At 36.4% G+C, this 26,430-nt stretch carries 22 protein-coding genes; 12 read left to right on the forward strand and 10 right to left on the reverse strand.

What is annotated here, in order from left to right:
• Positions 1-161: 161 nt before the first annotated feature.
• The 7 genes from EHR07_RS09405 to EHR07_RS09435 all read left to right on the forward strand — a co-directional run bounded on the left by EHR07_RS09405 (position 162) and on the right by EHR07_RS09435 (position 6,959).
• Positions 162-2,441 carry a cyclic nucleotide-binding domain-containing protein gene (locus EHR07_RS09405; protein ID WP_135744850.1) on the forward strand — a complete coding sequence of 760 codons (2,280 nt, stop codon included), beginning with the start codon at positions 162-164 and terminating at the stop codon, positions 2,439-2,441.
• 219 nt (positions 2,442-2,660) lie between these two features.
• Complete coding sequence (locus EHR07_RS09410) at positions 2,661-3,314, forward strand: lysoplasmalogenase (protein ID WP_135744851.1); 654 nt, start codon at positions 2,661-2,663, stop codon at positions 3,312-3,314.
• A 295-nt stretch (positions 3,315-3,609) separates the two neighbouring features.
• Positions 3,610-4,401, forward strand: coding sequence for a helix-turn-helix domain-containing protein (locus EHR07_RS09415; protein ID WP_238777217.1), 792 nt, complete (start codon positions 3,610-3,612; stop codon positions 4,399-4,401).
• Entirely contained in the window at positions 4,391-4,828 is a 438-nt protein-coding gene (locus EHR07_RS09420) for a DUF3995 domain-containing protein (protein WP_135744852.1), read from the forward strand. Before EHR07_RS09415 ends, EHR07_RS09420 begins: the two co-directional genes overlap by 11 nt.
• Before the next feature lie 307 nt (positions 4,829-5,135).
• On the forward strand, positions 5,136-5,501 hold the full coding sequence (locus EHR07_RS09425) for a DUF2200 domain-containing protein (RefSeq protein WP_135744853.1): 366 nt from the start codon (positions 5,136-5,138) through the stop codon (positions 5,499-5,501).
• A gap of 93 nt (positions 5,502-5,594) precedes the next feature.
• On the forward strand, positions 5,595-6,200 hold the full coding sequence (locus tag EHR07_RS09430) for a hypothetical protein (RefSeq protein WP_135744854.1): 606 nt from the start codon (positions 5,595-5,597) through the stop codon (positions 6,198-6,200).
• Between the two features lie 3 nt (positions 6,201-6,203).
• Positions 6,204-6,959, forward strand: coding sequence for an oxygen-binding di-iron domain-containing protein (locus EHR07_RS09435; RefSeq protein ID WP_135744855.1), 756 nt, complete (start codon positions 6,204-6,206; stop codon positions 6,957-6,959).
• Positions 6,960-7,013: 54 nt separating this feature from the next.
• Here EHR07_RS09435 and EHR07_RS09440 read toward each other — a convergent pair whose 3' ends face one another.
• The gene (locus tag EHR07_RS09440; RefSeq protein WP_135744856.1) at positions 7,014-8,420 is read right to left on the reverse strand and encodes a beta-propeller fold lactonase family protein; all 1,407 of its coding nucleotides are present in this window, start codon (positions 8,418-8,420) and stop codon (positions 7,014-7,016) included.
• Positions 8,421-8,720: 300 nt separating this feature from the next.
• Here EHR07_RS09440 and EHR07_RS09445 point away from each other — a divergent pair, with 300 nt between their 5' ends.
• On the forward strand, positions 8,721-9,806 hold the full coding sequence (locus EHR07_RS09445) for a calcium:cation antiporter (protein WP_135744857.1): 1,086 nt from the start codon (positions 8,721-8,723) through the stop codon (positions 9,804-9,806).
• 53 nt (positions 9,807-9,859) lie between these two features.
• On the opposite strand, the gene EHR07_RS09450 is transcribed toward EHR07_RS09445, so the two are convergent.
• Together EHR07_RS09450 and EHR07_RS09455 are read right to left on the reverse strand one after the other, a co-directional pair.
• A complete protein-coding gene (locus EHR07_RS09450) occupies positions 9,860-12,598 on the reverse strand; it encodes an MASE1 domain-containing protein (RefSeq protein ID WP_135744858.1) in 2,739 nt (912 codons plus the stop codon).
• A gap of 103 nt (positions 12,599-12,701) precedes the next feature.
• Positions 12,702-13,154 (reverse strand): SRPBCC family protein, encoded by a 453-nt coding sequence (locus EHR07_RS09455; protein ID WP_135744859.1) that lies wholly within the window; start codon positions 13,152-13,154, stop codon positions 12,702-12,704.
• 83 nt (positions 13,155-13,237) lie between these two features.
• Between EHR07_RS09455 and EHR07_RS09460 the strand changes: the two genes are divergently transcribed.
• Positions 13,238-14,041 (forward strand): DUF6597 domain-containing transcriptional factor, encoded by an 804-nt coding sequence (locus tag EHR07_RS09460; protein ID WP_135744860.1) that lies wholly within the window; start codon positions 13,238-13,240, stop codon positions 14,039-14,041.
• A gap of 1 nt (position 14,042) precedes the next feature.
• Here the strand turns inward: EHR07_RS09460 and omp85 are convergent, their stop codons facing one another.
• Positions 14,043-15,566 (reverse strand): Omp85 family outer membrane protein, encoded by a 1,524-nt coding sequence (gene omp85 / locus EHR07_RS09465; protein WP_135744861.1) that lies wholly within the window; start codon positions 15,564-15,566, stop codon positions 14,043-14,045.
• Between the two features lie 145 nt (positions 15,567-15,711).
• Complete coding sequence (locus EHR07_RS09470; RefSeq protein ID WP_135744862.1) at positions 15,712-17,265, reverse strand: methyl-accepting chemotaxis protein; 1,554 nt, start codon at positions 17,263-17,265, stop codon at positions 15,712-15,714.
• A 524-nt stretch (positions 17,266-17,789) separates the two neighbouring features.
• Between EHR07_RS09470 and lsa14 the strand changes: the two genes are divergently transcribed.
• The 3 genes from lsa14 to EHR07_RS09485 are packed head-to-tail and all read left to right on the forward strand — an operon-like array spanning position 17,790 to position 18,844.
• On the forward strand, positions 17,790-18,179 hold the full coding sequence (gene lsa14 / locus EHR07_RS09475; protein ID WP_135744863.1) for an adhesin Lsa14: 390 nt from the start codon (positions 17,790-17,792) through the stop codon (positions 18,177-18,179).
• Positions 18,180-18,191: 12 nt separating this feature from the next.
• Positions 18,192-18,509, forward strand: coding sequence for a TRL-like family protein (locus tag EHR07_RS09480; RefSeq protein ID WP_135744864.1), 318 nt, complete (start codon positions 18,192-18,194; stop codon positions 18,507-18,509).
• A 2-nt stretch (positions 18,510-18,511) separates the two neighbouring features.
• The gene (locus EHR07_RS09485) at positions 18,512-18,844 is read left to right on the forward strand and encodes a TRL domain-containing protein (protein ID WP_135744865.1); all 333 of its coding nucleotides are present in this window, start codon (positions 18,512-18,514) and stop codon (positions 18,842-18,844) included.
• A 136-nt stretch (positions 18,845-18,980) separates the two neighbouring features.
• Here the strand turns inward: EHR07_RS09485 and creD are convergent, their stop codons facing one another.
• From creD to EHR07_RS09510, 5 genes are all read right to left on the reverse strand, one after another.
• Complete coding sequence (gene creD, locus EHR07_RS09490) at positions 18,981-20,309, reverse strand: cell envelope integrity protein CreD (RefSeq protein ID WP_135744866.1); 1,329 nt, start codon at positions 20,307-20,309, stop codon at positions 18,981-18,983.
• Between the two features lie 74 nt (positions 20,310-20,383).
• A complete protein-coding gene (creC, locus tag EHR07_RS09495) occupies positions 20,384-21,766 on the reverse strand; it encodes a two-component system sensor histidine kinase CreC (protein ID WP_420871227.1) in 1,383 nt (460 codons plus the stop codon).
• 61 nt (positions 21,767-21,827) lie between these two features.
• Positions 21,828-22,496: a response regulator gene (locus tag EHR07_RS09500; protein WP_135744868.1), complete on the reverse strand. Its 669-nt coding sequence runs from the start codon at positions 22,494-22,496 to the stop codon at positions 21,828-21,830.
• Positions 22,497-22,506: 10 nt separating this feature from the next.
• The gene (locus tag EHR07_RS09505) at positions 22,507-24,363 is read right to left on the reverse strand and encodes a gamma-glutamyltransferase family protein (protein ID WP_135744869.1); all 1,857 of its coding nucleotides are present in this window, start codon (positions 24,361-24,363) and stop codon (positions 22,507-22,509) included.
• Between the two features lie 64 nt (positions 24,364-24,427).
• On the reverse strand, positions 24,428-26,422 hold the full coding sequence (locus tag EHR07_RS09510) for a methyl-accepting chemotaxis protein (protein ID WP_135744870.1): 1,995 nt from the start codon (positions 26,420-26,422) through the stop codon (positions 24,428-24,430).
• Positions 26,423-26,430 lie beyond the last annotated feature (8 nt).

Raw genomic sequence — 26,430 nt, forward strand, 5'->3', positions numbered from 1 at the left:
TTCCCAAGTTGGATCGATGCCATAATTTTTCCTTCGCCTAAAAAAATAGAGTCGCTTTCAGACTCATTCAATTCCCATGATCGACATTGTGTCGCGATTTTCTGTACACCCACCTTTTTGTATGGGGAACGAAGTCGCAATAAGGCTTTTATTCATCTGCTATGCGGTCAAAAACTACTACACCAACTCTAAAACAAATCATCTCCAGTACTGATTTATTCTTAAACCTCTCCACGGAAACAAAAGAACACTTGGAGCGATCGTTCCATAAAGTAAAATTTGTTAAGAACAAAGTTGTAATCAAACAAGGGGAACCTGGACATGCACTCTATCTTGTGGCGACAGGTAGTTTCAGTGTTTACGCGACAAATGACGGAAAAAAGCAGAAATTAGGTGAGGTGAAACCAGGCAGTTGTTTCGGAGAAGGAGCCCTTGTGACGGACGAACCGCGAAATGCTACAGTTGTCTGCGACCAATCTGGCATCGTTTACCGGATTGATCGAAATGAATTCAATAAAGCCTTTAAGGATCGTTCGGAGGAGCTGAAAGCATTTGTCAGGCTTATTAGCCGAAGGTCGCGTGCCCTTCATAGAAGTGTGTTTCGTCCAGAACCTCGGCGTATCAAAGAACTCATTTCTTCAGTACCAATGTTCCAAGGTGTGGGAGCAAAACTCATCTCTGAGTTGGAACACCAGATGGAATGGATCTTTCTGCCAGGTGGCGAAACTCTGATGCGGCAAGGTGACAAAGCCGACGGAATGTATGTGGTCGTTAACGGCAGTTTGGTGTATGAAGTGAGAAATGACCAAGGCCTAGTGGTATCAACAGGAACTTTTTCTAAAGGTGATATCATTGGTGAGATGGCACTTTTAACAGGGGAACCGAGGACCGCCACTGTAGTGGCAACTCTTTCCTGTGAGATTGTAAAAATCAGCACTGTCGCATTCGAAACCGTGTTTTCCAAACATCCGCCAAGTATGCTTGCGATCACCAAACTCATTGCAGATCGTTTTACCAAGGATCGAATGGGAAAAAGAACGATCAAAAAAACAAGAAGCATCATTACTCTTTTTCCACTCCAGAAAGATCTTTCGGTTCGCGAATTTGCCCATAACCTTGCCGGCGCTCTAAAAAAAATCGGACGGACGACCATAGTTGAGAGCAAAGACTTAAAAAAAAATAAGGGAGACCGCGAACACGCAGTATCAGACATCCTCGAATCACTATATCATTTGCAGGACTCCCACGACTTCCTGATCCTATGCCCCGATTTTGAAGACAAACTCTGGACAGAAACAATTCTCCATCATACAAACCGTATTTTACTGTTAAGCGATGCTAAAAAAGCAGATGTGCTTTCTCCAGAAGAAATCCGTTTTCTTGGAGATGCGGAAGAAACCTTTGGCCCCATACGAGAGCTCGTTCTACTCTACTCTGATGCAAACGCAAAACCACAAAATACTTCTAACCTAACTCGAGTTAGGAAAATAGATGTCGTCAGACATATCCGTACTTATAGTCAACATGGATTTGAAAGTCTAACCCGTTTCATCACTGGTCGGTCCATCGGACTTGCTCTTGGAGGAGGAGGCGCGAAAGGTTTTGCCCATATTGGGCTTATCAAAGCCATGCAAGAAGAAAACATTCCCATCGACATGATCGGTGGAACAAGTGCCGGTGCCCTTATGGCTAGCATCTATGCTATGGGAAACGATGCACCTAATTTGGAACGTATCGCCAAGGCACTCATGAGCGACAAAAAGACGTTAAACGATTATACCGTTCCCGTTGTATCACTCATTCGTGGTAAAAAATTCAATACTGTGATTAAAAGTTTTGTCGGTGAAACAATGATCGAAGACCTCTGGCTTCCTTATTTTGCCGTCGCTACAAGCCTTACAAAAGCACAAAAAGTGATTATAGATCGAGGTCCTGTATGGAAAGCACTCCGTGCCTCCGCCTCGATACCAGGAATCCTACCTCCTTTCTTTGAGAAGGGTGAACTGTTAGTCGACGGTGCCATGTTGGATAATATTCCAGGTGCTGTGATGCGAGAAAAAGGAGCCGATTTTGTGATATCCGTGGCACTTGCCTCAGACGGGGATTCCGCAGCTGATGAACGATTTGGCAGTATTTATCCCAAAAATAATTCGGGAGCATTACCATCCGCTCTTCGTTTGTTTTTCAAACGGATATTCAGTAAAGCCCAGAATCTAAAAGAAGCACCGAACCTTCTAAGCCTTCTCATGCGTGCGACCTTCGTTGCTTCGGATGCAGCAATGGCACAAGCAAAAGCTGAATCTGATATATTTGCCGAGTTGCCAGTCGAACAATATGGACTGTTTGATTGGAAAAAGTTCTACGAACTGGTTGAAATAGGATATCGTTATGGCAAAACACATGCGAAAACTTGGAAAAAACAACTCAAACTTCGAGAATGACGAGTTAATAATAAGTCTACTTGCGAAAGATTTTTTTCCTTAACCTTGAGTGGTTCCTGGATCACAGCAGTGAATATTATAAATTTTGAATCAAAGAATTTAAAATTACACTCGCCTACGAGGACACATCCTACTTAACATAGACAATCTGTCAATTTGGTAGGGAATGTTACAATGATGAGTAGCTTACACCCATCAATTTCTAAAGGAGCTATCTAAATGTTTCAATCTATCATTTTATCTTTAGCACTCCCACTTCTTATAGGTTTACTCTACTTTGAAAAAAAAGAATCCGTAAAAGGCCTATTAAGTGTAAAACCACTTTTATCATCCCTTTTTGTTGTATTAGCGTTTTTGCAAATACAGGAAAATTCTACTTACAATCATCTTATACTAACTGGTTTGATTTTAAGTTTAGTAGGAGATATTTGCCTGATTTTTTTCTTCCATAAAAAAGTTTTTACAGCTGGTCTTGTCGCCTTTCTTGCTGGTCATGTCATGTATACAATGGCATTTTCTGGCTTGGGTGAGGTGGGAGAGCTGATGATCACTGTGGGAGTTATCTTTATCCTCATCAGTATCATCATTTTTATGCGACTAAATTCCCATCTTGGTAATATGAAAGGACCAATTTTAGCCTATATCATTTTTATTACAGCAATGGTTGTCGGTGCCGGTTCCCTTTGGAATCATTCAGCACTCGACATTACAGGTCGTAGTCTAGTGTTAGTTGGCGGAATTTTATTTTATGCGTCCGATATATTTGTAGCACGCCACCGTTTTGTTCAAAAAGAATTTCTGAATCGTGCCATTGGACTACCTCTGTATTACACAGCACAATTTATGATCGCATTTTCAACAGGATATCTTTGATATCTTATTAAATTAAACATGAAATATCTAGTTCCAATTGGAAAGGCAGAAAATTCCAATTTGGAAATTACCAATGGTGATTCTTGTTTGTCTGAGTTGCCTTTGATGATGTACAAACTTTTAATAAGGCATTGAATGCGACTCAAATCCGTCAAATTTATACCACAGGATACGCATATTAGGTGGTGATTTTAATCCATCCATCCGTATAAAATACATCTCCTTTTTTTCCTTTGAAATGGGATTTATTTAAGTTTTAGATTGTCATTGTTATCCTATCGTTTAACGTGAGCAGATGCAGAATGTAATCTGTGCTCTACGGGGTGCTGTATTGTTCATCGGGAAATTGCCGTATTTTGCGTTTCATTCTACCGTAACCTCTGCTGCGGTGGTGGGTCTCGATACCGAAATCAAAAAACGGGTCAAAGGAAACAAAGAATGGATGAGCTCTCGTTGTTTTGTTTTTGATGGAACTTTGAACCACGAGACATTCCTTAACGGATCTGTCGGAATTTTGTTTGCAGATCCAGAAAGTGAAATTGGAGAAATTCTCAAAAAGGAAGCAGGACCTACTGGGCTCTCCCCCAATCCTATTTGGACTCCGGAATTGATTGCAACTTGTTATGAAATTCAAACAGCCAATCCGGAAAAATATTCTGAAATTCTTAATCGTTCGTTTCCGTTTAACCGATTAGAACCTGCCCAAAAAATAGAAGACAATGAACACATAATCTATGTTTTACGAAAACTTATCAAAAATCCAAAAGAATCCCTCAAGATAGAAGAACTTGCTTTAGAAATTGGAATGCCAGCATCTTGGCTCCAACACGAGTTTAAAAATGCACTTGGTTTCCCCCTTAGCACTTTTCACAAGTGGTTTCAAATCAAAAATGCAGTGATCGCAATCAAAGAAGGAAGGAGTTTCACTGACGCAGCACTTAATGCTGGTTTTTACGACCAAACAGAATTCACCAATGAATTTCGAGATATTTTTGGTATACCTCCTTCCGTAGTGTTTCAAAAAGGAGAATCAATTCGTTGGTACATTCAACATGAAGAAATCGAAAAAATCCTAAATGCTCAATAACCATCATCTGGCCTTCACTTCTTCGTTCTTACTGTTATCCATCGCCGCCATCCATGTCTATTGGGGTTTTGGGGGACTTTGGCCTGGCAAAACAAAACAAGAGTTAATTGATTTAGTTTTCGGAAAAGGAAACAAGTTTCCATCACCTTTCATTTGTTTGTTAGTTGCAGTCTTTCTATTTTTTTTCTCTATATTACCCATTGTCTGGATATTGAAGGAAGAACTTAGCTTAGATGACAAAAAGATTTTTGCATTAAGAATTCTTTTAACAATGGTATCTATGATTTTTTTCTTAAGAGGAATTTTTGGTTATTTTTCTTTTATCACCAAACAGTGGAAACCAATATTTATTTATTACACAAAACGAATTTACAATCCCCTATGTTTAATCATTGGACTTTTTCTACTATTGCAAATTTTGAATTAAAATTTATTTGAATAGGACGATTCTAAAATCTAAGGGCAAAATGTGCCCTTAGATTTTGGATCGATAATCAGCACAGTGTTAGATGGTGCCGATAATGGAATTCCCTACAATAAATTCATGGTTCCGATATTTAGATATAAACTAAACAAGTGCTATCTTCTTTAAAAACACTTCCCAAAAAGGCAATTTTTAGAATTTATAAATTAGAATTTGGATTAATCAAAATGAAAAAGTATAAATTTTTATGGTCAAATTATTCTTGCTATCTTATAAAATTGGTTCTAGATTGATTTTTATTTCTTAAACTATGGAACCAACAGAAAAACATAATGAAAAAATGGCTCAAATGACTTTTGCCACAGTTTATCCACTGTATCTAAGTAAGATTGAAAAAAAAGGAAGGACCAAAAAGGAATTAGATTTAGTGATTGAATGGTTAACTTCCTTTGATGCAAACAAAATAAAAGAACTAATAGAAAAGAAAGTGACCTTCCAAACTTTCTTTGAGAAAGCTAAATTAAATAAAAATGCACATCTTATTACAGGTATGATTTGTGGATACCGAGTGGAAGAAATACAAAACCCTTTAACCCAGAAAGTAAGATACCTGGACAAACTAGTAGATGAATTAGCAAAAGGAAAGGCGATCGAAAAAATATTGCGAAATGCGTAAATTAACTCCTTTAATTATATCTCTTCTTGACAATTCGAAATAAGGATGATCTCTTGATTAAGTTCTAGTATTTAAATTCCTGTTAGGTTCCCTATGGCTGGCGAAGAGACAAAAGATTTTTTTCGAAAGATCATTTTTACCAATGAAGAGATTTTAAAACTTAGAATCTTACTTTATAGTTTAAAAATTCGTGCCTTAAATGCCCAAATTCTTTCGGCAAACTCGGGATCTTTTGCCGCCAGTTATGGTGTTGTTTCTGCAGAAATCATTCATTTTAATCACAAAATCCAAGAAGTAAATGAAAGACTTACAAAGGCCATAACCATCGTTATAAAGATGGCAAGCGAAATGCAAAAAGTTAACAAAGTTTATCATCTTTTGCATGAAGCAGTGGAAACTTGCCAAACAAGAAAAGTAAACCCCAGCCATTATAAGAATATTGAATCGAGTTTACGTTTTCGATCCGAAGAAAAAGAAATGTTAGATTCGCAGTTGAAAAAAGAATTTAATGCCATACACAACTTAGTGAAAAGTTCAACTAAGTTATGTTTGGAAGGAAGAACCGTTTCTTTACAAACTCGTATTGAGTCAGCAACCATAGTAGAAAACCAAAAACTTTTTTTAGCAGTAGCAGAAAGTTTTGATGGAGCACTCAATATCATCGAAGCTTCCTATCGTTATCTTGCAAAACTCTGGTAAATCATGAAAAAAATTCAAACCATCTTTACAGACAAAGATCACAAATGGTCAGTGATTGCAAGAGATCCATCCAAACCCAATTGGCTCATTGATACCAACGAATATTTAATTGAGTCAGATGGTATGGGTCTACTCACAGACCCGGGTGGTAGTGAGATTTTTCCTGAAGTATTTTCTGCTCTTGTAGAAGTATTTCCTGCATCCCAGATTCAGAATATTTTTGCATCTCACCAAGATCCGGATATTGTTTCGTCTATTTCCCTATGGCTTGAAGTCAACCCATCAATTCGTTGTTATGTGAGCTGGCTATGGACAGGATTTTTACCTCACTTTGGTGGAAATGCAGATACATTCATTCCTATGCCCGACGAAGGTATGGAAATCATACACCAAAACATCAAACTGAGATCCATTCCTGCGCATTTTTTACATAGTGCCGGAAATTTAAATCTTTGGGACCCAAAAGCAAAAATTCTTTTCAGCGGGGATGTGGGGGCCGCCTTACTTCCTGAAGACGAAACAGATTTGGTTGTAAAAGATTTTGATAAACACATTCGATATATGGAAAAATTTCATAAACGTTGGATGGCTTCTGAACAAGCAAAAGTAGCATGGTGTGAACGAATTTCCCATCTCAAACCAGATATGCTTTGTCCACAACATGGATCTGTGTTTCAAGGTCCCGATGTGGAACGGTTTATCAACTGGTTTTCGGAACTAAAAATTGGTATGGATGCTTTGGAGCTTCCGAAACCATAAATTGGGAATATGGTAATTGACCCCTTGCCCTTTCCTTTTTTCAGATTGGAACATCTATAGAAAAGTTAAATTCCACTGAACCGCACCTATATCGACTGTTCCCAAAAGAATCAGTTCCCCAGTAGTTTGGTTGATACTATATTGAATTAAATTTCCGCCGTTTGCAGCGACATATGCAAATCGTCCCGTTGGATCAATGATCATAAATCGAATGCTACTATAAGCATAAGTAGATACATTAGAAGAATAGGAAATTTTACCACTTTTGGAATCTACTGTATAACAAGAAATTGTATCTTCATTGATATGAACTAAATAAAGAAAACTTCCACTGGGATGAATTGCAGTACTGTTGATACTTTTACCATGAAAAACAGAATCCACGATACTCATGTTGCCCGTATTTTTATCAAAACTTAGGACTGTAACTGCAGGAAAGGATCCAACATATATATATTTGCCATTGGGGTGAGTTGATATATGACCGGATCCATCATTGGGAAAAGATTGACTTATGCTAACTTGTGATAGACTTCCATTAGCATAGTCGATTCGATATGAAGTAACCTCTGTTACAGAAGGATTCATAAAAAAAATAAAATTTCCATTTCTTGAAATTTGAATTTGTGAATGTACAATGGAAGTGTTATAAAAATTAAGAAAGCTAAGAGTACCATCTCCGTTAATTGCAAAGGCGTGGATGGATTGAGTGCCTTCAGAAGCCAAATACAAATACCTTCCATCTGGCGTGATCACAAGGTTGCGAGGACTATTTCCAGCTGCTGCTGTGGTTGGAGAATTCTGAGTCAAAGCCCCTGTCGTTTGGTTAATTAAATGTTGCGAGATCGTGTTGCCGTAAAAATCACCAGTATACAAAAATTTACCTGATGGCTCCACTCCAATCCCAGTCGGTCCATTTCCAGTTGAAAAAGAACCATAATGGGACAACATACCTGTGTTATGATTCATAGTGAGAAAAGCAACTGAGTCGTTTAGATCTAAACTTGTATAAACGTAACCTGTAAAAACTGTAATATCACAATCAGCTTTTGCCCTGCCATCAGCGGTGGTAGCAGTGATGATTACCTTTCCATTGCCGATACCTTGTACAAATCCATTGGCATCTACTGTCGCTACAGAGTTGTTGTTACTAGACCATTGAAATGATGTATCGACTTTTGATCCGAACATATAATATTTTGCTTCTAACTGTAAACTATCCCCTTTGCGAATTCCGGCCCAAGTGTGATTTAACTCTACAGTGGATTCCGCATTTGCTAGTAAAGCCCAAAGGGCCAGTAATGATTTCGAAGAGGAATCTTTTTCTGGAAAAAGAAGATTATGAACGATAGGATTGAGAAGACAGGCATTAAATGAAAAAAGACAAACCAAGAGGGAAAAAGCTTTCCGAAGGTCTTTGAACGTTGGAAATTTTTTTCGATTTGAACCATTTGTTTTCATAGAAAGCAACAAACATAAGTAAAGCGGATACTAGAAATTGTCATTCCTAAAATTAAGAAGAGATGGCAAAGTGAAGGAATTTCAAAACAATCCCCGCGCCAGGGATTGCAGTGGAAATCGAAGCGAAGCGGAGATTGGAACGAAAAGCCCGGTCGTGTCTTGTAAGAATCGGGATATTACAAAAAATTCGAGGCGCCCTAAGTTCCTTAAAAGATGGCAAAAGAGTGGATTTGATTGCACATTAAAGTATTTGCAAAAGTCTTGAGCCTAGGAAAGGATTTTAATAAACTAAAAAACTTTATGTTAAATTCAAAAACATTCACATCGAATGATTGGCTTTCCATTTCTTCCTTTATCGTTTTGATTTTTACCATGTTAGTACCCATAGGCGAAGGTCTTCTCATTGCATTCGCAGTGGTATTTTTAGCCGTTGGAATTTCTAGCGCCGTTCATAACGCTGAAGTCATTGCAGAACGAGTAGGCCCTTCACTCGGAACTTTGATTTTGGCAATTTCAGTGACTGTCATTGAAGTGGCATTGATTGTTAGCTTAATGAGCAATGATACTGCCGATTCACCGCAAATCGCTAGAGATACCGTCTTTGCAGCTTTGATGATTGTAACCAATGGAATTATTGGAATCTGTATTCTGTTAGGTGGGTTAAAACATAAAGAATTGGGATTTCAATCGGTGGGAACAACTGCTTTGCTTGGAGTTTTGGCCGTACTTTCCACTCTCACATTAATTTTACCAATCTATACTACAACTACAAACAAAGGAACATATAGCGCAGGACAATTGATTTTTGTTTCTTTAGCCTCTCTTGTTTTATATGGATCACTTGTTTGGTCACAAACTAAATCGCATAAGAATTTTTTTTCGGCAGGAGAGAATGAAACTTCTGTGGAAGAAATTACGAACAGACCTACAAAAAAAAGAGCAGTGACTAGTTTTATATCACTTATCTTTTCACTAGTTGCTGTTGTCGGTTTATCAAAAATTTTAAGTCCTACCATCGAAAGCACAATTTCCGCATTAGGTGCTCCGAAAGCAGTTGTTGGAATTGTAATTGCGATACTAGTCCTTGCACCGGAAACATTGGCTGCCATGAATGCTGCAAAAATCAATGAACTACAAACCAGTTTGAATTTAGCATTAGGATCTGGAGCGGCAAGTATTGCGTTAACAATTCCTGCAGTGAGCCTTTATTCGTTGTTATTTGATAAACCGCTCACCTTAGGATTGGATACAAAAGGAATTGTGTTTCTGATGGTCACATTTTTGGCCGGAAGTTTTACCTTTGGATCAGGAAGAACCACATCACTTCATGGACTCATCCACTTAGTGATCATGGCATCCTTTTTGGCAATTTCACTAATGCCGTAATATTTTGGCATTAGTTTTTTTAGTTCTTTGGAAACCATACCACCTAAGAATGATTAAACCCTATTTTTGTAAACAGCGGAGAGAAGTTCTGAAAGTATAATTGGTTTTTTAACACAATCATTCATACCGTTTTCCAAATATTCATTCAATTGAGATTCCATACTATTCGCAGTGATCGCAATTATCGGAATATCACGATAGGAATCATTTCTTTTTCGAATGAGTTTGGTTGCCTCCAATCCATCAAGTACTGGCATTTGAATGTCCATAAGTATCATATCAAACCGGTCATTCAAATGAGCCAGTGAATCATCCAAAAGATGGATAACTTCAAGTCCATTGGATGCAACACTCACTTTAATATTTTCTTTTTGAAAAATTTTCACCATAAACTTTTGATTCAATAAATTATCGTCTGCGATCAAAATATGAAAATTTTTTCCAGAACTAACCAACATGGGGTCGATGTTACCCAAAGTTTCTTCCTTTTGGTCAGTTTCTTGGAAAGGGATAGAAAATTGGAATGTGGATCCTTCATTTAAAACACTAAATACCTTAATTTCCCCACCCATCAAATTGATAAGTTGTTTTGAAATATAAAGTCCTAGTCCAGAACCTTCAAATTTTTTGGTTCTAGAATCTTCCAATTGAACAAATCGATTAAATAACCTTTCGATATTTTCTTCTGAAATTCCAATCCCAGTATCTTTGACATAAAAAATTATATACTTTTTATCGTCACTTAAGTGAACATACAAACTGACAGACCCAGTAATTGTAAATTTTAAAGCATTAGCAATTAGATTAATTAATACTTGTCGAAGTCGATTCCCATCCACAAGAATGAATAAATTTGGTTCCAAACCACTTACATTCATAGTTAAATTTAAATTCTTTTTCTTTGCATCAGCTAAAAATATGTTTGTTACATCTTTACATAACTTATTTATATTAGTAGGTCTTGGAATAATTTCTAATTTTTTGTTTTCTAATTTTGATACATCTAATATATCATTGATGATAGTTAAAAGAGATAATACTGATTTTTCAGCGTTATCTAAGTAGTCCTTTTGTTCTGCATCAATGTTTGTTTGTTCGAGAAGAGTCAACATACCCAACACACCATTCATTGGAGTGCGGATTTCATGGCTCATATTTGCTAAAAATTCAGACTTAACCCGATTTGCTTTTTCAAGTTCGAATGTTCTTTTTTCAACTATCTCCTGAATACTTTTCTCCTTACCCATAATGATAAGAAGTAATATTCCAAGTAAACCTGTTAATAAAGAGGAGATGATTAACAAAAATTGAGATGCATTGGAAAGATTCCTCTCAAAATATTCCTTTGTTGCCACTATTTTGATATTTAGAATATGGGAACCAATGGTTAACTGATGTTCATGGTAATAATCAGAAAATATTTTCTCTTCCATGTCAGAACAATTTTTTGAAATTATTTCTTGGTGATAAGGACTGTTTACCTCTTCCATTTTGACACAGAGATGATTCTGGTCATTTCCGATGAGTGCTTTTTCTACGATTGATGAAATACGGATCACTGCAGTGGCAAATCCATACTCACCATTAGATCGCAAAACTGGATAAAAAACTAAAAAACCAGAGTCTTTATCCTTACTTTGTACAAAACTGATTTTACCAGTCATATCAAAACCTTGTTTTTCTTTTGCGCGAAAAAGAGCCTCCTTCCTCCTTAAGTCAGAAAGCAAATTGTATCCTATTGCATCTTTGTTTTCTAAATATGGGAAAATATATTTAATATATACATAATCATCATATTTCGGAGAAGAAATTAGAGTTTGAGTTTTTTGTATCGAAATTCCAATCGTATCAGGATAATCGATTTTTAATTTTGCTTCTGCTTTATTACGTTCAGAATGTTTAAGCCAAGGATTCCAAGACAATGTGGTAACACTGTCAGTTTCTTCAAGAACACCTTTAGAAAACGCATCAAAATTTTTACGATTTAAATTATCTGTTAATGAAATAAACGAACCAAGTCCTTTCACAACTTTTATATTATCTAATAATCGATTCTCAATACCCGCAGAAGTGATTTGTCCATCGGATTTGATTCGATATTTTATGAATTCTTTTTCCCAATTACGAGTTAAAAAGAATATCGATAAGGTAAAAATAAAAGTACTCATTGTTGCAGAGGCAAAAATAATTAATCTTAAAAGTTTTTCTTCACCCTTGTACCATTTATAAATTAGAATCATCAGCGGAGTAAAAATGATAATTCCAATCGTATCCCCCATCCACCAAGTGAACCATGTTTGAAAAAGGAATTCAAAGTAGATAATTTTATAATATAATAGAGATAAACTTCCAATCACGGAAGAAACCAATGCAGTAACTGGCCCCGCAAAAACAAAAAAATGTGAAATCTCATTTGCTTGAAAAATATTCAAATTTGAATTCGAATATTTTTTTAATAGATAGGATCCGATTACAGCTGAAGTTGCGTTTCCCAATGAAATTGTTATATTTTGTGGGTCAGAAGTTAAAAACTCTATCAAAGTTTCTAAAGTGGGGAGATGTGTTGTGTTGGTGAAGTAGGCACCAAGAAATAGTGCAAACCAAACGCGATTGCCGAATAATAATACAAAGCCAAGTCCAAAACCCGCTGGAGGCCATACGGGTGTGCTGTATCCATCTATGGAAGAAAGATTTAGACTTAGTTTTCCTGCGATGAAATAAAGTAGAAATACAGTAACCTGGAGCGAAAATTCTCGAATGTAATTTCTAATGGATGCATTCGCAGAAAACATACATAAATAAAGACGAAAAAATCCCTAAAATAAAGGAAAATTGGTAACCACAATTTGAGAAAATATTTTTTTCCCAAGGAAAACAAAACCAGGACTGTGGTTCTCAATGCAAGGTTTTTACCATTTTTTCGATTATGTCTAAACACTGTTTCCAACTTTCTATGGAATGGTCTCTTCTTTCTACTGAGGTAAACCCTGTTTGAGTTAAGTGAATCGTAACCAATCCGTCTGCGTATGTTAACTTATTTTCTATAATAGAGTAGTTTTCTTGTAGATCTGGTAATCCAAAAAAATCACTGAAATAGGAATACCTAAATGTATGAGGAGGTTGGAAAGTTAGAATTTTTCCTTTTTCCTCATAAGGAGTTCCTTCCCAAACACCTTTAAAAATAAGTGAACTTCCCTCTTTCCAATCGGAAATCGCATCCGTATCATATAAAAACTCTTTAATGTACTTAGGGGTTGTAAGTATCTCCCAAATACGTTCTAAACTCGATGGAATGGTTTTTGTAAGACTCAATGTTAGATTATGATTCATTTGATTTGTGGTCTGCATTGTTTTCTTTACTCCTAAGAGAAAGATAACAAATAAACTAGGATTTGGATTGTAAAAATGCGACAAAACGATAAATAAGTACTATGGTGAAGGAAAAAGGAAAACCTACTCGGGGAGTACTACGTCAAACCAAAGCCAACCGAATCACTAAACACAATCGTTTTTTTGCCAATGGAAGATTAGATTTTTTCATTGAACACTATTGGACTGTTAGCTGGGATTTGGGAAACGAAGAACCTTATCTTGCAGAAACTCTTCCCTACCCAAGCGTACACATTGTATTCGAAAAAGGGAATTCAAAATTATTTGGAGTCACCAAAGGTAGATTTTCTACTTTATTACAAGGAAAAGGATCCGTATTCGGAATCAAATTTAGGCCGGGAGGTTTTTATCCTTTCTTCCAAAAAAACATATCCACTCTCACAGATAAAACCATTCCCGTTTCAGATCTTACCTTAGAAAATATTGATTCTCTCGAAACAAAAATCTTTGAAACGGAAGCAGAGGAAAATAGAATTAAAATCATAGAAACTTGGTTAGAAAATATACTACCAGAACAGGATCCAAAAATATTATTAATCAATAACATAATAGATAAAATCAAAGAAGATAGGACTATCCAATCCGTAAATCAAATCACAAAACTCTTTTCAATCAGTCTTCGTGGTTTACAAAGACTTTTTCGAGAGTATGTAGGTGTCAGTCCCAAATGGGTCATCCAACGATTTCGAATCCAAGAAGTGGCGGAACGAATGGAAAAGGACAAAACCATCCACTATGCAGAAATGGCTTTAGACCTTGGATATTATGATCAGGCACATTTCATAAAAGATTTTAAAAATACCATTGGATTAAGCCCTGAAGAATATTTGAAAACCATAATTTAACTTAAAATACATGGCTAAAGTTGACAAACAACTGCTCATCTTCCCTGGATTTTGCGTAATCAATCATGATGATGGTGGCTTGGTTCCAGGCGATACGTAAGCCGATCCCTCGTGAATAGGCATACCCTTTCCAACCTAATTTATGTTCGTCGTCCCAAACACGACCATAATCAAAAAAAGGCACTAAGTTAAAGGCAAAAAATTCATCTCCAAATTTGGCTTCTGCAAATTTCCAACGAACTTCCGTATTCCCCCAACCCATTGCCCGGCCCACAAATCGATCCTGTTTGAAACCTCGAATGGTTCTTAAACCTCCAAGTCCCCCCACAAGTCCTTCTGTTCCCCACATATTTCTATATTCATAAAAGGGAGCCTCTCCATCGGTGACACCCAAACCAAATCGATTAGCAATGACTAATTTATCAAATACCTTTGGGAATGGACTCCAAAACAATTTTGTTTGAGCAAAGTATTTTTGATAACTATAATCAGATCCAATGGCCTTCGTATGTTTCTCATAGGTTGCTTCTGCAAAAATTCCAGAGTTAGGATCTGGTTCAAAATCTCTTGTGTCATAAACAAGACCAACACGTAGAGCGTTTACATAACCACCGTTATATCCAATTATTTTTTTGGCCTCATAATCTTCTGTAAGACGTGTTTTTCCATTAGGAACGTCAGCTGTATGTTCACCACCAAGGATAGGATCTACACCTCGTGCCAACCTACCGTCATAGGTTCTAACTATATTGTTAGAAAATTTTAAACCAGCAACAAGTCTAACCGTTCCACCCACAAACGAACGTTCCGTACTCGTAGTAGCCATCGGTGTTTCTATCGTATAACGATTGTACATTTTATCTGTGACTACATATCCAGGAGCTGGTGGAAACCCAGAGTAGGTTTTACCTCCAAAACTAATTGGATCGGACCTAGTCCCTGGTCGATAGTAAGTTAGGTTATTTTCCTGATCGATATAACTTGCATTGATGATATGCCTTCCATCTTGTTGGTTTCGATCCAAATAAGATAAAGGTTTCATTGTGTCTTCACCAATACCAAAATATAGTGTGGTTGGTGTAATCGTCAAAAAGAGGTCAGCTCGAAGCCTCCACTGTGTATCAGCGATAAATGGCATATCCAAACTGACTTGGTGATACTGTGCATTTTTATTGGTATTAAAATATTGGGCAAACACACGCATGCGATATGGTGTGTAATAAAAAAGTGGGTCAGATTTTTTTCCATTTTCATAGACATAGGCTCGTGCCCCGTAACCAATCCCTTCGTTCGGATCAGAATTAATCAATGGCAACCCGGTGAGATACCAACTTTCTCTTTTGTCCTCGATGTCTTTTTTACAGAGTTGTTTGCTTACATCCATGGGAAAGGGAAGGTTTTTAGGTGGGGGATCTTTTTCACAGCCCGCGCTGGGAGCATATTCCTGAGCCAAAAGATAACTCGGCGTCACCACAGAAAGCAATACCAAAAAGGAAAAAAGAACAAGGCAACAATATCGATTCATAGACCTGGGAAAGTACACAACTCATGGACATTACGTACTAAAAAAAATCGGTCAACTAGGAAATGAGTTTCTACTCACTTTTTATCTGAGTCCAACCTTAGCCGGCCTTATTGGTAGAGGAGCTCATTTTTCCGCAAATCCATTGTTAATTTGTCATTTCTTTGGCCAAAGAATCAAGCTGAACAATGATTCCTCCGGTCGATTTGCTACTATCTGAAATTTGTTTGGAAATTTCGACTATGTTGGCAGCGTATTCGGATATATCTGCTGTTATTTTCGTAGACTCTTCTGTTGCAATCTTCTGGAAATTTGTAGAATTTTCGATCGTTTTACTAGTTTCGTAAATCCTCGTGTTTAGGTTATCGATGGTTTCAATCGCCTTATCAATTTCTACAATTTTGGATCCAACACCTGTGATTTCATTTTTGATGATTCCAATGGCAGAATCCAATTTTCCCATAAGATCAGAGGATCGATTGATGAGTTCGCTACTTTCACCAATGAGAGAAAGATTTTCTTGGATGATATTTGAAATTTCTTTGGAATTACGAGTTGTCGCCTCAGCTAACTTTGAAATCTCTTCCGCGACGACTGCAAATCCCCGACCATGTTCACCAGCTCTTGCTGCTTCAATGGCCGCATTCAAAGATAATAAATTTACTTTGTCAGCAATATCATTAATCACGGAAACAAACTCTGAAATTTCTGTACTTTTCTCTTGTAAAATATTGAACTTATTGATGGAGAGATGGATATGTTCCGATGTATCATTCGAATAACTCATAACTACATCTAAATTTTTATAAATTCTCCCTGTTCCAGTTTGAACAGTTTCATTGATTGCTTTTAAATCATTTACGGATTGAATCGAAACTTCTGATTCGTTATAGAGAGATTTGGCAATTTTATTGTTCGAATCTGCTTTTGATGATAGTTCCAATAAAGATGTAGAAATTTCAGAAAGCGAGGAAGCTTGGTGTTCAGATATATGTTTCAGTTCATCCGATATGGTGTCCTGATTTTTAATCTGTTCTTTCATAAGATCAATGGTTTGGCGAATGGTTTTCGCCATATTCATTAAATTGTCTAAAGCCTTCTTAGCTTCTTTTTGTTTTTCCACAGCTAAGTTCAGAAGATTTCTAGTGGCAGTGGCTCCAACAGTCGCTCCAATTCCTACCCAAACAAAAATAAGAAACCTAACAATGATATTACTTTTCGGTCCACCTGGAATTAGTTCTGGTCTTAAGGTAAACAATAGGATCTCAGAAACGATAATTAAGATAAAATTATAAATGGAGGCATTTCGATTAAAATATAAAACACTGAGAACAAAAGAAATATAGAAAGTAGCTGCAAGTTCGGTTGCGCCATAAATCACATACTGAAACACGAGCAAACATAAAGTCACACCAGTGATAGAGATATAACTCGAAGACCAATGTGTTTTTAATCGACTAGAAAGTAAATATCCGACAACCAATATGGTGGTGGCTAAAACGAATTCCACCAAGATGCTCTGATAGGTTAAGTAATCCGACCCTTTCCCTGCTATTTTAATGGATAATGTCGCTACGTTCGCAAGAGCGAGGATCGAAAGAAACGACATGAACATACGTTTGTTGTTTCTTAACATCACTTCCGTGAAAAGGTCGTCGGAAATGGTCATTACCTTATTGGGGGAAAAAATTTTAGCGAACAAACAGTACCTTCTTAGTCACCTAGTTTCATTTTAATGCCATCTTGCAAAAAATGGGTAGTTTGGCAAGAAACGTCCCTCTCTGCCCAAAGATGGCTACTGAACCCAGTTCACTATTTGAATGAGACGAAAGGAAAAGGGAAGGAAAAAGCTTTTTTTATTGGAAATCAAAAGAATTCGTTAGAACTTTTCCAAAAATCTAGAACTCTCGGACCGCATCTTTCCCACCCATTTGCACGAACCTGCGGAAATCAGATCCAAACAAATTCGATATGGAAGTGCAATGATTCTGATGGGAGAGAATTTTCGTTTTTTTTAAAAAAAATAGGAAATTGATGCAATAATTCACAATCCACAATACATCTATTAGGTTCCACAAACCTAACATAGTATATTATAATTTAAAAACCAGCTTTTCCGCTACAAGACCACAAACGTCCTGTTATATTTTTAATAAAATTTTCAAGACGATTGACACTTAACATGACAATTGCTAGTGTAGCTAAAAAATTAATCAGGAGGATCATGTGAAAAAGAGCATTTTTTTTGCAATCTCACTCACAATCATACTACTAACCCAAAATTGTACAGGTGCTTCGATGATGACGCAGTATTCACCTAATACAAATACTAACCCAACTAGAGAATATGCGACCCAAGGCGTACAGTTTAAGGGTGGAGCAGTATTCCATAAGTCAAATGTACCTGGCCCAATTGGAATCAATGCAGAACCATCTCTAGAAGGCCGTGGTTGCAACCATGCCATCCTTTATTTGTTTTCTTTTGGCGATTCCTCCATTGAATCTGCTAAAAAATCAGCAAACATCACAAAAGTTGCTTTCGTAGATTTCGAACAACTTGGAGTTTTAGGTGGTTTTTTATACCATAGAGTATGTACAATTGTTAAAGGGTCTTAATCGGAGTTACCAATGAAAATGAAACTAGTATTTATTTCTTTACTTTCTGTGTTTTTATTCGCAAATTGTGCGATTGGCCCAACTCACGGGCATATTTTTTCTTCTACAAAATTTGCTGGAACTTTCAACCCAGAAAACAATGTAAAGGCAACTAAAGAAGCAAAAGGATGCCAATTCACAGTTCTTTATATTTTTAGCGTGGGTGATGCAGGTGCTGGATCTATTGCAAACAAAAACGGAATTAATAAAATTGCAACGATTGACCATTCATCCCTTTCCATTCTAACCAGTTTATTCCGTAACTACTGCACAATTGTATCAGGAGAATAATTATGAAATACATTTTACTTGCCATTTTTAGTTTGGCTTTTTTTGCGAACTGTCTAACTACCCCTATCCCTGGAGCTTTAATCAATGTTACAAGCCAACATGTTTTGGCAGATGCAACTGGAAATACTTTAACATCTGCGAAAGTAGAAAAATCAGGTAAGTCCTGCAGTTTTTCATTTGTTCTTGCCAACTATTTATTTTACGGAGCAGGTCATTCTATTGATCAAGCTGCGAAAGATGGTGGTATCAAAAAAATTGCTGTGGTTGATAGAGAATCTTTATCAATCCTTACTGGCCTTTTCTACCGTGAGTGTGTGGTTGTTTGGGGAGAGTAATTCTCTTCTTTTAACAAAAACATATAATAATTTCGAGTAGAAATTGTTAAAACCTAACAGAGATGTATTTCTCTGTTAGGTTTTTTTATTTAAACATTATATCTAATTTAGATAATCGTTTTCTTATTTATTTTCCTTAGACTTCCTTTTTCAAACCAAACTGATACCAGTCCACCTTACGAGTAAAATGCATCACAAAAGCTAGAATCGAAAACAGTGCCAAAGATCCCAAAATTAACGCTTGTTCTTCGGAAGCTAAAATCACATATAAAAACGAATACAGAACTAAATAATAAGAGGCAGTGATCAGTCCCTTTTTTTTGTTTCGTAGAACATGGATTGCATAATACCCAATGAGTCCAGTCACTGCAGCGCTTGACACAATGTATGCAGGTAAAAAACCAAAGTGTTCGGAAAAAGATAAATTCAGAATGTAAAACAAAACCATTGCCGAACCAATTAAAATGTATTGGATAGGGTGTAACAAAACTCCACCAAACACCTCCATTAGGAAAAATAATGCAAAACTTGTAACAATCAAAAGAAGTCCGTATTTTACAGACCTTTCCATCTTTAGATAATGATCTACAGGAATCACAAGACTCACTCCATAACCTGAATTCAAAATTGTATTCAAAATGGAATCATCCATAGAATGGATCACTTGCGGATAGGATCTGGCAAAGTATGATGACTCCCATACAGCAGAGAATCCATCCTCTTGAATGCTTCTATCTTTTGGCAAAAGATTTCCATTAAAGGATGGATCTTTCCAATCAGAACTCATAAATAATTTAGATTTTTTTCCAATGGGAATCATAGAAAACGAATCAGATCCTTTTACTTCTAACTGGATTTCAAATGGATGCGAATTTCCGGAATCTGTCAAAATGATAGGAACATTCAGTCCCGATGGTAAATGAGAGGACCTAGTTCCTGGCAAAAACTTTTTCTCTTTTCCTGACCAAGATAGTTTCATTTCTCCGCCAAGTCCTTTCAAATCGGAAACAGAAAGAATCAATCGTGAATCATCCCAATAGATATATGTTGTGTCATTTGGAAAATCAGAAGATGAAATTGATGAAAATTTTCCAGTTATCTTCACCTTACTTGTGTATAATGGAATTTCATAGATACTTCTTTTACGAAGTTCCGTTTTCATATCTACAACAGAATCCAATTCGTCGGGTAAAAAATAAGCATACTCTGTCATATAATCCCATTTATCTTTTTCTTTTGTGGAACCTGATTTGGGAATCCTCACGTTATATGGAATCATCAAAATAGGGCCAAGAATCGTTTGGTTTGTTCCCCATTTTTCGCCAACTTCGATTACAGCCTCGTTTCTAGCGGAATTTCTTTCTTCGATCAAGGAACCTATCATTGCCAATGGAATGATAAATAATAAAACCATACCACCAAGTATGGCTAGCCGAAGGTTGACAGATGTTTGTAATTTACTCATAAAAATCTCCTATCCTTAGGATAGAATCTTTTCGTGAGTCTTTTATGTTCTAAATGTGAGGATTCTGTGAGGATCTAGTTTTTTGGAAACCCTATCGATACGGAGACTCCACGAGGTTCCCGATTTTGGATCTCTAATGTACCTCCATGCAAATCCACAATTTGGCTTACAATACTAAGACCTAAACCAGAACTTTTACGGTTATTTGTTGGTCTTGGCAAAGAATAAAATTTTTCAGTTACCCGCTCTAACGCATAGTCAGGGATCTTTTGGCCTTCGTCTAAAACAGAAAATCTTAGGAAACCTTCCGATCCTTCCTTGATTTCGATATTGATGACATCGTTTTTATTTGCAAAATCGATTGAGTTTCTAATTAAGTTTTCGATAGCCAAATATAAATAATTACGATTTCCTTTTAGCTCCCACTTTCTATTTTCGCAATGAACAAAAATTTGAACCGACTTCCATTCCATTTCTGATTGGAAATTTACTAATACTTCCTGAACCAAATCATACAAAAGAATACTATCATCTAAAGAAATAGATTTTTTACCTTCTAAAGAAGAAAGCTCTAACATTTGTTCAATGAGATTTTGAATTCGTTTTGCTTCCTCGTGAATATTTTTGGTAAGCCGGATAGATTCGTTTGGATGAGATTGTAAAAGTTCGACAGACGCTAATATGGAAGAAAGTGGACTTTTAATTTCATGTGTTAAGGTTTGTACATACGATTCTATATATTTTTTTCCTTCAATTTCCTCTACAAGTAAATCCACTTCTTTCCCCAATTCATTCAACTCACGAATTCCAATTTTGGGAAAAACCGCCTTTTCTTTCTTTCGAAGGGAAGTTACATATTGAGACAGACTTAGAATGGGTCGAAAAAATAAATACGCTAACAAACTAAATAAAATAGCAATCGCAGATGCTACAAGAAGTGAAATACGCCAAAACTTTCGTTTTGCTTCCTCTATGAAAGGAATTACACCTGTTTTGGGTTTAATCACAGTAAGCACTCCAACAATTCGGTTTTTGAATCGAATGGGTGAAGCTACAAATAAAGCTCCCTCTCCTTCCTTATCCAAAAGTTTGCTAGATCTTGCTCCATACTTACCTTGCAGAGTCAAATATACATCATTAAACTTTGAATAGTCGAGACCTTTTCGGTATACCTCCGAATCAAATATGACAATTCCTTTTTCATCTGTAATATAAACTTGAATATCAGTATTGGTTTTTAAAAGAGAATATATTTTTGCATTAAAAGATCGTTTGTTGGTATTTTCGAAAACAGGAGAAAAAAGGGAATGTAGGGTGTTTTGAAACTTTGCAAAAGCACGAGGATTTTGTTTTAATTGTTCCTCTACCACTGCGGACAAAATATGAGCTGTATCGTTTAAAGATTCCTCGACAGTTTCCATATAGCGAGGTCGTATTGAATCTTCTGTTTTATCGATTAAATAATAAAAACCAATACTTAGGATAAAAAAAAACTAATGATGATTCGAATCCAAAGGTTCATATCTTTTCCTTTAATCCATATCCTTGTCCCCTTCTTGTTTCAATGGGATCAAAATCTGGGTCCAATTCTTTAAACCTGGCACGGATGTTTTTGATCACAGTATCCACTGCGCGGTCGAAACTATCTTCTGGTTCTGTCCAAACACTGTCCATAATTTCTTCTCTAGTGAAAATTCTACCTGGCCACCTAAAGAACAACTCCATCGTTTTGTATTCGTATGGAGAAAGATTTAATGTTTTTCCATTGAAATATACTAACTTCTTATCCAATGAAATTCTAAATTTTGATTCTTCAACAAATTGAGTTGGTATTGTCCTTCGTAATATAGCACGTATCCTTGCCAAAAGTTCTCTAGGACTAAAAGGTTTAACTATATAATCATCTGCCCCAATTTCCAAGCCTAATACTTTATCAATCTCAGTATTTCTAGCAGTTAGAAATATAACAGGTGTTTGAAAGGATTTACGAATTTCTTTTAATACCTCAAATCCATTTTGGTCAGGTAATCCAATATCGAGTATTATTAAAGATATATCCTTTGAGACTAATTGGATTCCATCTTTCCCTGTGGAAGCGAGAAAAACAAAAAATCCTTCTGACTCTAATGTAATTTGAATGGTTTCCTGAATTCCCGGTTCATCTTCAATCAGAAGTATTTTTGTCATTATATAAAATCTATTTTCCTTCTGCCCAAGATTCTTCTCTAGGGTCAGCTACACCTATTAATTTTTTTCCTTCATTTAACACAGCACATACGGCACCAAAATCATTATCTAAATGACCTTTTTTATAAACCTTGTAGCCTTTTTCTTTTAGGGAATCAGATACTGAAACATAAAGAGACTCTTCTAATTCAATTCCACCTGGACGGTAAGTATGTGGTGAAAAACTATCAGGCCAGTTCACCGAACGAAATCTAGGTGCTTCCACTGCTTTTTGTGGGTCCATTCCGAAAACAATGACATTCAAAAAAAATTGGATCATCGCTTGGCTCTGTACATCTCCCCCAGGAGTTCCAAAACTCATCCATAACTTTCCCTTTTTTAAAACCATACCAGGGTTTGGAGTGATTCGTGGTCGTTTTCCTGGTGCCAGAGAAGAGGGATGGTTTGGATCCAATCGGAACTGAGTCATTCGTATACCCAATGTTAATCCAGTATCTGGAACCATTGGTGATTGAGGAAAATCACTTGGAGTCAGAGAAACTGCATTACCCGCTGCATCAATGATACTTAAATAAGTTGTATCTTTTCCATATTTGATTTCACTCACAGTTTGGTCTTTGGTTTCATTAAATTGTAGATTCGAAGAGGTAGTTTTTTTGGAATCAAAGATCCAAGGATTCCCAAAAGGAGGAGTTTTACCAAAGGCTTCCTTTTGAATTAATTGGCGTCTTAAACTAGCATACTTTTTTGAGAGTAAACCTTCTAAAGGAACATCTAAAAATTTTGGATCTCCAAAGTATTTTTCTCTATCTGCGACAACAAGTTCAATTGCCTGTGATACTGTGTGAATGTATTCTGGTGAGTTGTGACCCATAGCTTTTAAGTTAATACCATCTAACAGTTGCAAAACCATTGGAACTACAGGCCCTTGTGTCCATGTTTGGTTAGATAAAATTTTATATTCTCCAAATTCCCCAGAAACTGGTTTTTCCCAACCGCCTGAATAATTTGCTAAATCATCTTTAGTAAAAAGTCCATTTTTATCTGTATGTAATTTTACGATAGCATCTGCCACAGGTCCTTTGTAAAAATAATCTCTTACAGACTCTAAGGCTTGCTTTCTAGTTTTTCCTTTTTTAAGAGATACAACTTCTTCATTTGCCATAGATCGCCAAGTTTTAGCAAGATCTGATCGTTTGGTTAGTTCCCCTTCCCGAATTCCATACCACCATTTTTTTTCCAAATACACTTCAGAATTATAAGGCATGATGATTGTAAAACCTAAACGTTTGTATAAAGGTAAATCTAAGTTTTTAACAAGGATACGATTGGCAGGAAATCCCTCTTCCGCTACTTCGATTGCCGGTTGCACTAATTCAGAAAAAGATTTGGTTCCATGATCTTGTAACAAACGTACGATAACATCTGGGGAAGCTGGCAATAATTGACTTAAAATCGAATTTTTAGGCATCACATCGTATCCGTTTTCTTTAAACCATTCGATGTTTGCCTTTTTTGGTGCAGTCCCAGCACCTATATAACTTTTTACTTGGCCTGTTTTTTGATCATAAACTAAGGTAGGTGCTACCGATGGGAAACTGGCAGCTTCACCATTAGTAACGTTTAACACAAGCAATGCGGCAACTGCTGCATCAACTGCATTGCCACCACTTTCCAAAACTTTGATAGCGACTTTTGTAGCCAGTGGATTCCCAGTAGCCACCATATATTTTTTTCCAATGGCTGAATCACGTAAACTACCTTGCGGGTCGACGTAAGATGGAACGAGTGGTCTACGACTTCCTAAACATTGAAACAAAAAAAGTAACGTAAGGAAAAAACATAAACCTCTAAGGAAATTGGCCATAGAACCCTCAAAACAATGATTTGGTAAAAACTATGGCAAATTTTGATTCTATGTCGAACCATTTTTATAACTTAAATCGGTCGGTAATCCCTTTTAAGATTTCTGCAGTGGACGCTAAATTTTGCGCCGAAGATGACATCTCTTCTGATCCAGAAGCAGTACTTAACGTATGTTCGTTGATTTGTATAATAACTTCTGAGATTTCTCTGACTGCTTTTTTCTGTTCATTTGTGGAAAGTTGGATTGTCTCCGCATCTAATCCCATTTGTTCTGCACCTTCATCAACTTCTCGTTTGATGGACTCTTGGGCAGAAGTAATTGAATACAATTTATTCATAGCTGAGTTAACTGTTTCCACATTCTGAATGATATTACGTAATGTTTCAGCAGAAGATCGGATGGCATTTGCACCAGAATCCAATTCTCGATTGTTCCTAGTAATCATCGTTCCAATGGATTTTATGGATGATGCTGTTTTTTCGGAAAGTTTGGAGATTTCATCTGCGACCACAGCAAACCCCCTTCCTGCTTCCCCTGCTCTTGCTGCTTCAATTGCAGCGTTCAAAGCAAGTAGTTGAGTTTGGTCAGAAATTTCATTGATGATTTGAATGATAGCGGTCATCTCACCTGAGGAATGAAGAATATTCTCGATCATTTGACTCATACCTTGAATTGACTCTTCCCCTTTTTTGGCTTGGTTGGAAATCGATTCAGCTAATTTCAAAGTGCTTTCTATCTCTGATCCAATTTTACGGATACTTTCCGATAATTCGCGAATTTTGGAATGAAAGTTTGTAAAATTTCCAAACTGTCTTTCGGTGGAAGCAGCGATATAATCCATACCAGCAGACATTTCCTCAACAGTGGCCGACATCTCCTCGGAAGAAGCTGCCGTTGACTGCGCTCCAGTTGCAAAGTTATTGGAAGAGGAAGTAAGCTGCTCTGATGCCGAGGCAAGTTCCATTGTAATTCTTTGAATTTCTTCAAATGATTTTCTTAAACTAGATATAAAAGTATTAAGGCCTTTTCCCATTCTTCCAATCTCATCATCATATACAACCTTGATGGAAGATGTTAAATTCCCTTCAGACATTTCTTTAAAAATATGACTTACATCTTCTAAAGGGTTTAATCTTTTACTTAATAAAATATATAACAACCAAATTGATACGAATGCAATGACTAAGGAAGAAATAGCGATGATTATTAGTAATTCAAAAAGTGCTTCTTTGATTTCATCTTTTGGTTGGATGGCAAGGATAACAAGATTCCAATTATCTAAGCGGTAACTCACTGCCAGATGATCCTTTTCTAAATAATCAAACTCTAAAACCTCATTCGTTTTCAAGTTCAACATACGTAGACCTGATTCATCTTTTGAAAAATCATATTTAAGAATTTGACTTTTATCTTTTATTGCAATGAGAGATCCTGATTTTTCTGCAATAAGAACATACCCATCACGTCCAATTTTAATTTTAGTGATTATCTTATCAGTTAAACCCATTAATGAAAGTGCAATCCCTGCATTTCCAATTAGTTTTCCATTATCGTAAACTGGATAAGTAATCGTAACGACTGGATAGTTAGTGAGAGGATTTAGAATCGGTTTTCCAATAAAATATCGTTTTTCTTTTCCTGCTTTTAATTCTTCTGGATCCATATCTTCTGGTTTCATTTTCCATCCAATTGCAATTCCAGTCGCATCGGCCACAACTCTAGGATCATTGTCGTAAGTATGAGTATAAATATTTTCGTACACTCCATAACGATCGCTCATTTCTTTATAGTATGATTGTGCAATTGGTTTTCCAGTTTTTAGAGAAGCAATAGTTCTTTGGTCATTGGCTACTGTTTTAATCACATTGACATGATTTAGAAAAAAATCATCAATCTCTTGGCCGACAACACCTACAATTCCATGCATTTGTCCTATATAAGCCTCTTTTATCTTTTGTTGTCCAAAATAATAAGCAACAGTTCCCACCAAACAACTGATAACAAAAAGAATGGATGCACCACTCAACAACAAAATGAATTTAATGGAATTACGCTGCATAAAAATTT

The organism is Leptospira bandrabouensis (assembly GCF_004770905.1).
Lineage (GTDB): Bacteria > Spirochaetota > Leptospiria > Leptospirales > Leptospiraceae > Leptospira_A > Leptospira_A bandrabouensis.

What these genes read in the sequence shown, in the direction of transcription:
- EHR07_RS09405 (WP_135744850.1), top strand. Translation starts at nt 162, where the DNA reads ATGCGGTCAAAAACTACTACACCAACTCTAAAACAAATCATCTCCAGT.
- EHR07_RS09410 (WP_135744851.1), top strand. Translation starts at nt 2,661, where the DNA reads ATGTTTCAATCTATCATTTTATCTTTAGCACTCCCACTTCTTATAGGT.
- EHR07_RS09415 (WP_238777217.1), top strand. Translation starts at nt 3,610, where the DNA reads ATGCAGAATGTAATCTGTGCTCTACGGGGTGCTGTATTGTTCATCGGG.
- EHR07_RS09420 (WP_135744852.1), top strand. Translation starts at nt 4,391, where the DNA reads ATGCTCAATAACCATCATCTGGCCTTCACTTCTTCGTTCTTACTGTTA.
- EHR07_RS09425 (WP_135744853.1), top strand. Translation starts at nt 5,136, where the DNA reads ATGGAACCAACAGAAAAACATAATGAAAAAATGGCTCAAATGACTTTT.
- EHR07_RS09430 (WP_135744854.1), top strand. Translation starts at nt 5,595, where the DNA reads ATGGCTGGCGAAGAGACAAAAGATTTTTTTCGAAAGATCATTTTTACC.
- EHR07_RS09435 (WP_135744855.1), top strand. Translation starts at nt 6,204, where the DNA reads ATGAAAAAAATTCAAACCATCTTTACAGACAAAGATCACAAATGGTCA.
- EHR07_RS09440 (WP_135744856.1), bottom strand. Translation starts at nt 8,420, where the DNA reads ATGAAAACAAATGGTTCAAATCGAAAAAAATTTCCAACGTTCAAAGAC.
- EHR07_RS09445 (WP_135744857.1), top strand. Translation starts at nt 8,721, where the DNA reads ATGTTAAATTCAAAAACATTCACATCGAATGATTGGCTTTCCATTTCT.
- EHR07_RS09450 (WP_135744858.1), bottom strand. Translation starts at nt 12,598, where the DNA reads ATGTTTTCTGCGAATGCATCCATTAGAAATTACATTCGAGAATTTTCG.
- EHR07_RS09455 (WP_135744859.1), bottom strand. Translation starts at nt 13,154, where the DNA reads ATGCAGACCACAAATCAAATGAATCATAATCTAACATTGAGTCTTACA.
- EHR07_RS09460 (WP_135744860.1), top strand. Translation starts at nt 13,238, where the DNA reads ATGGTGAAGGAAAAAGGAAAACCTACTCGGGGAGTACTACGTCAAACC.
- omp85 (WP_135744861.1), bottom strand. Translation starts at nt 15,566, where the DNA reads ATGAATCGATATTGTTGCCTTGTTCTTTTTTCCTTTTTGGTATTGCTT.
- EHR07_RS09480 (WP_135744864.1), top strand. Translation starts at nt 18,192, where the DNA reads ATGAAAATGAAACTAGTATTTATTTCTTTACTTTCTGTGTTTTTATTC.
- EHR07_RS09485 (WP_135744865.1), top strand. Translation starts at nt 18,512, where the DNA reads ATGAAATACATTTTACTTGCCATTTTTAGTTTGGCTTTTTTTGCGAAC.
- creD (WP_135744866.1), bottom strand. Translation starts at nt 20,309, where the DNA reads ATGAGTAAATTACAAACATCTGTCAACCTTCGGCTAGCCATACTTGGT.
- EHR07_RS09500 (WP_135744868.1), bottom strand. Translation starts at nt 22,496, where the DNA reads ATGACAAAAATACTTCTGATTGAAGATGAACCGGGAATTCAGGAAACC.
- EHR07_RS09505 (WP_135744869.1), bottom strand. Translation starts at nt 24,363, where the DNA reads ATGGCCAATTTCCTTAGAGGTTTATGTTTTTTCCTTACGTTACTTTTT.
- EHR07_RS09510 (WP_135744870.1), bottom strand. Translation starts at nt 26,422, where the DNA reads ATGCAGCGTAATTCCATTAAATTCATTTTGTTGTTGAGTGGTGCATCC.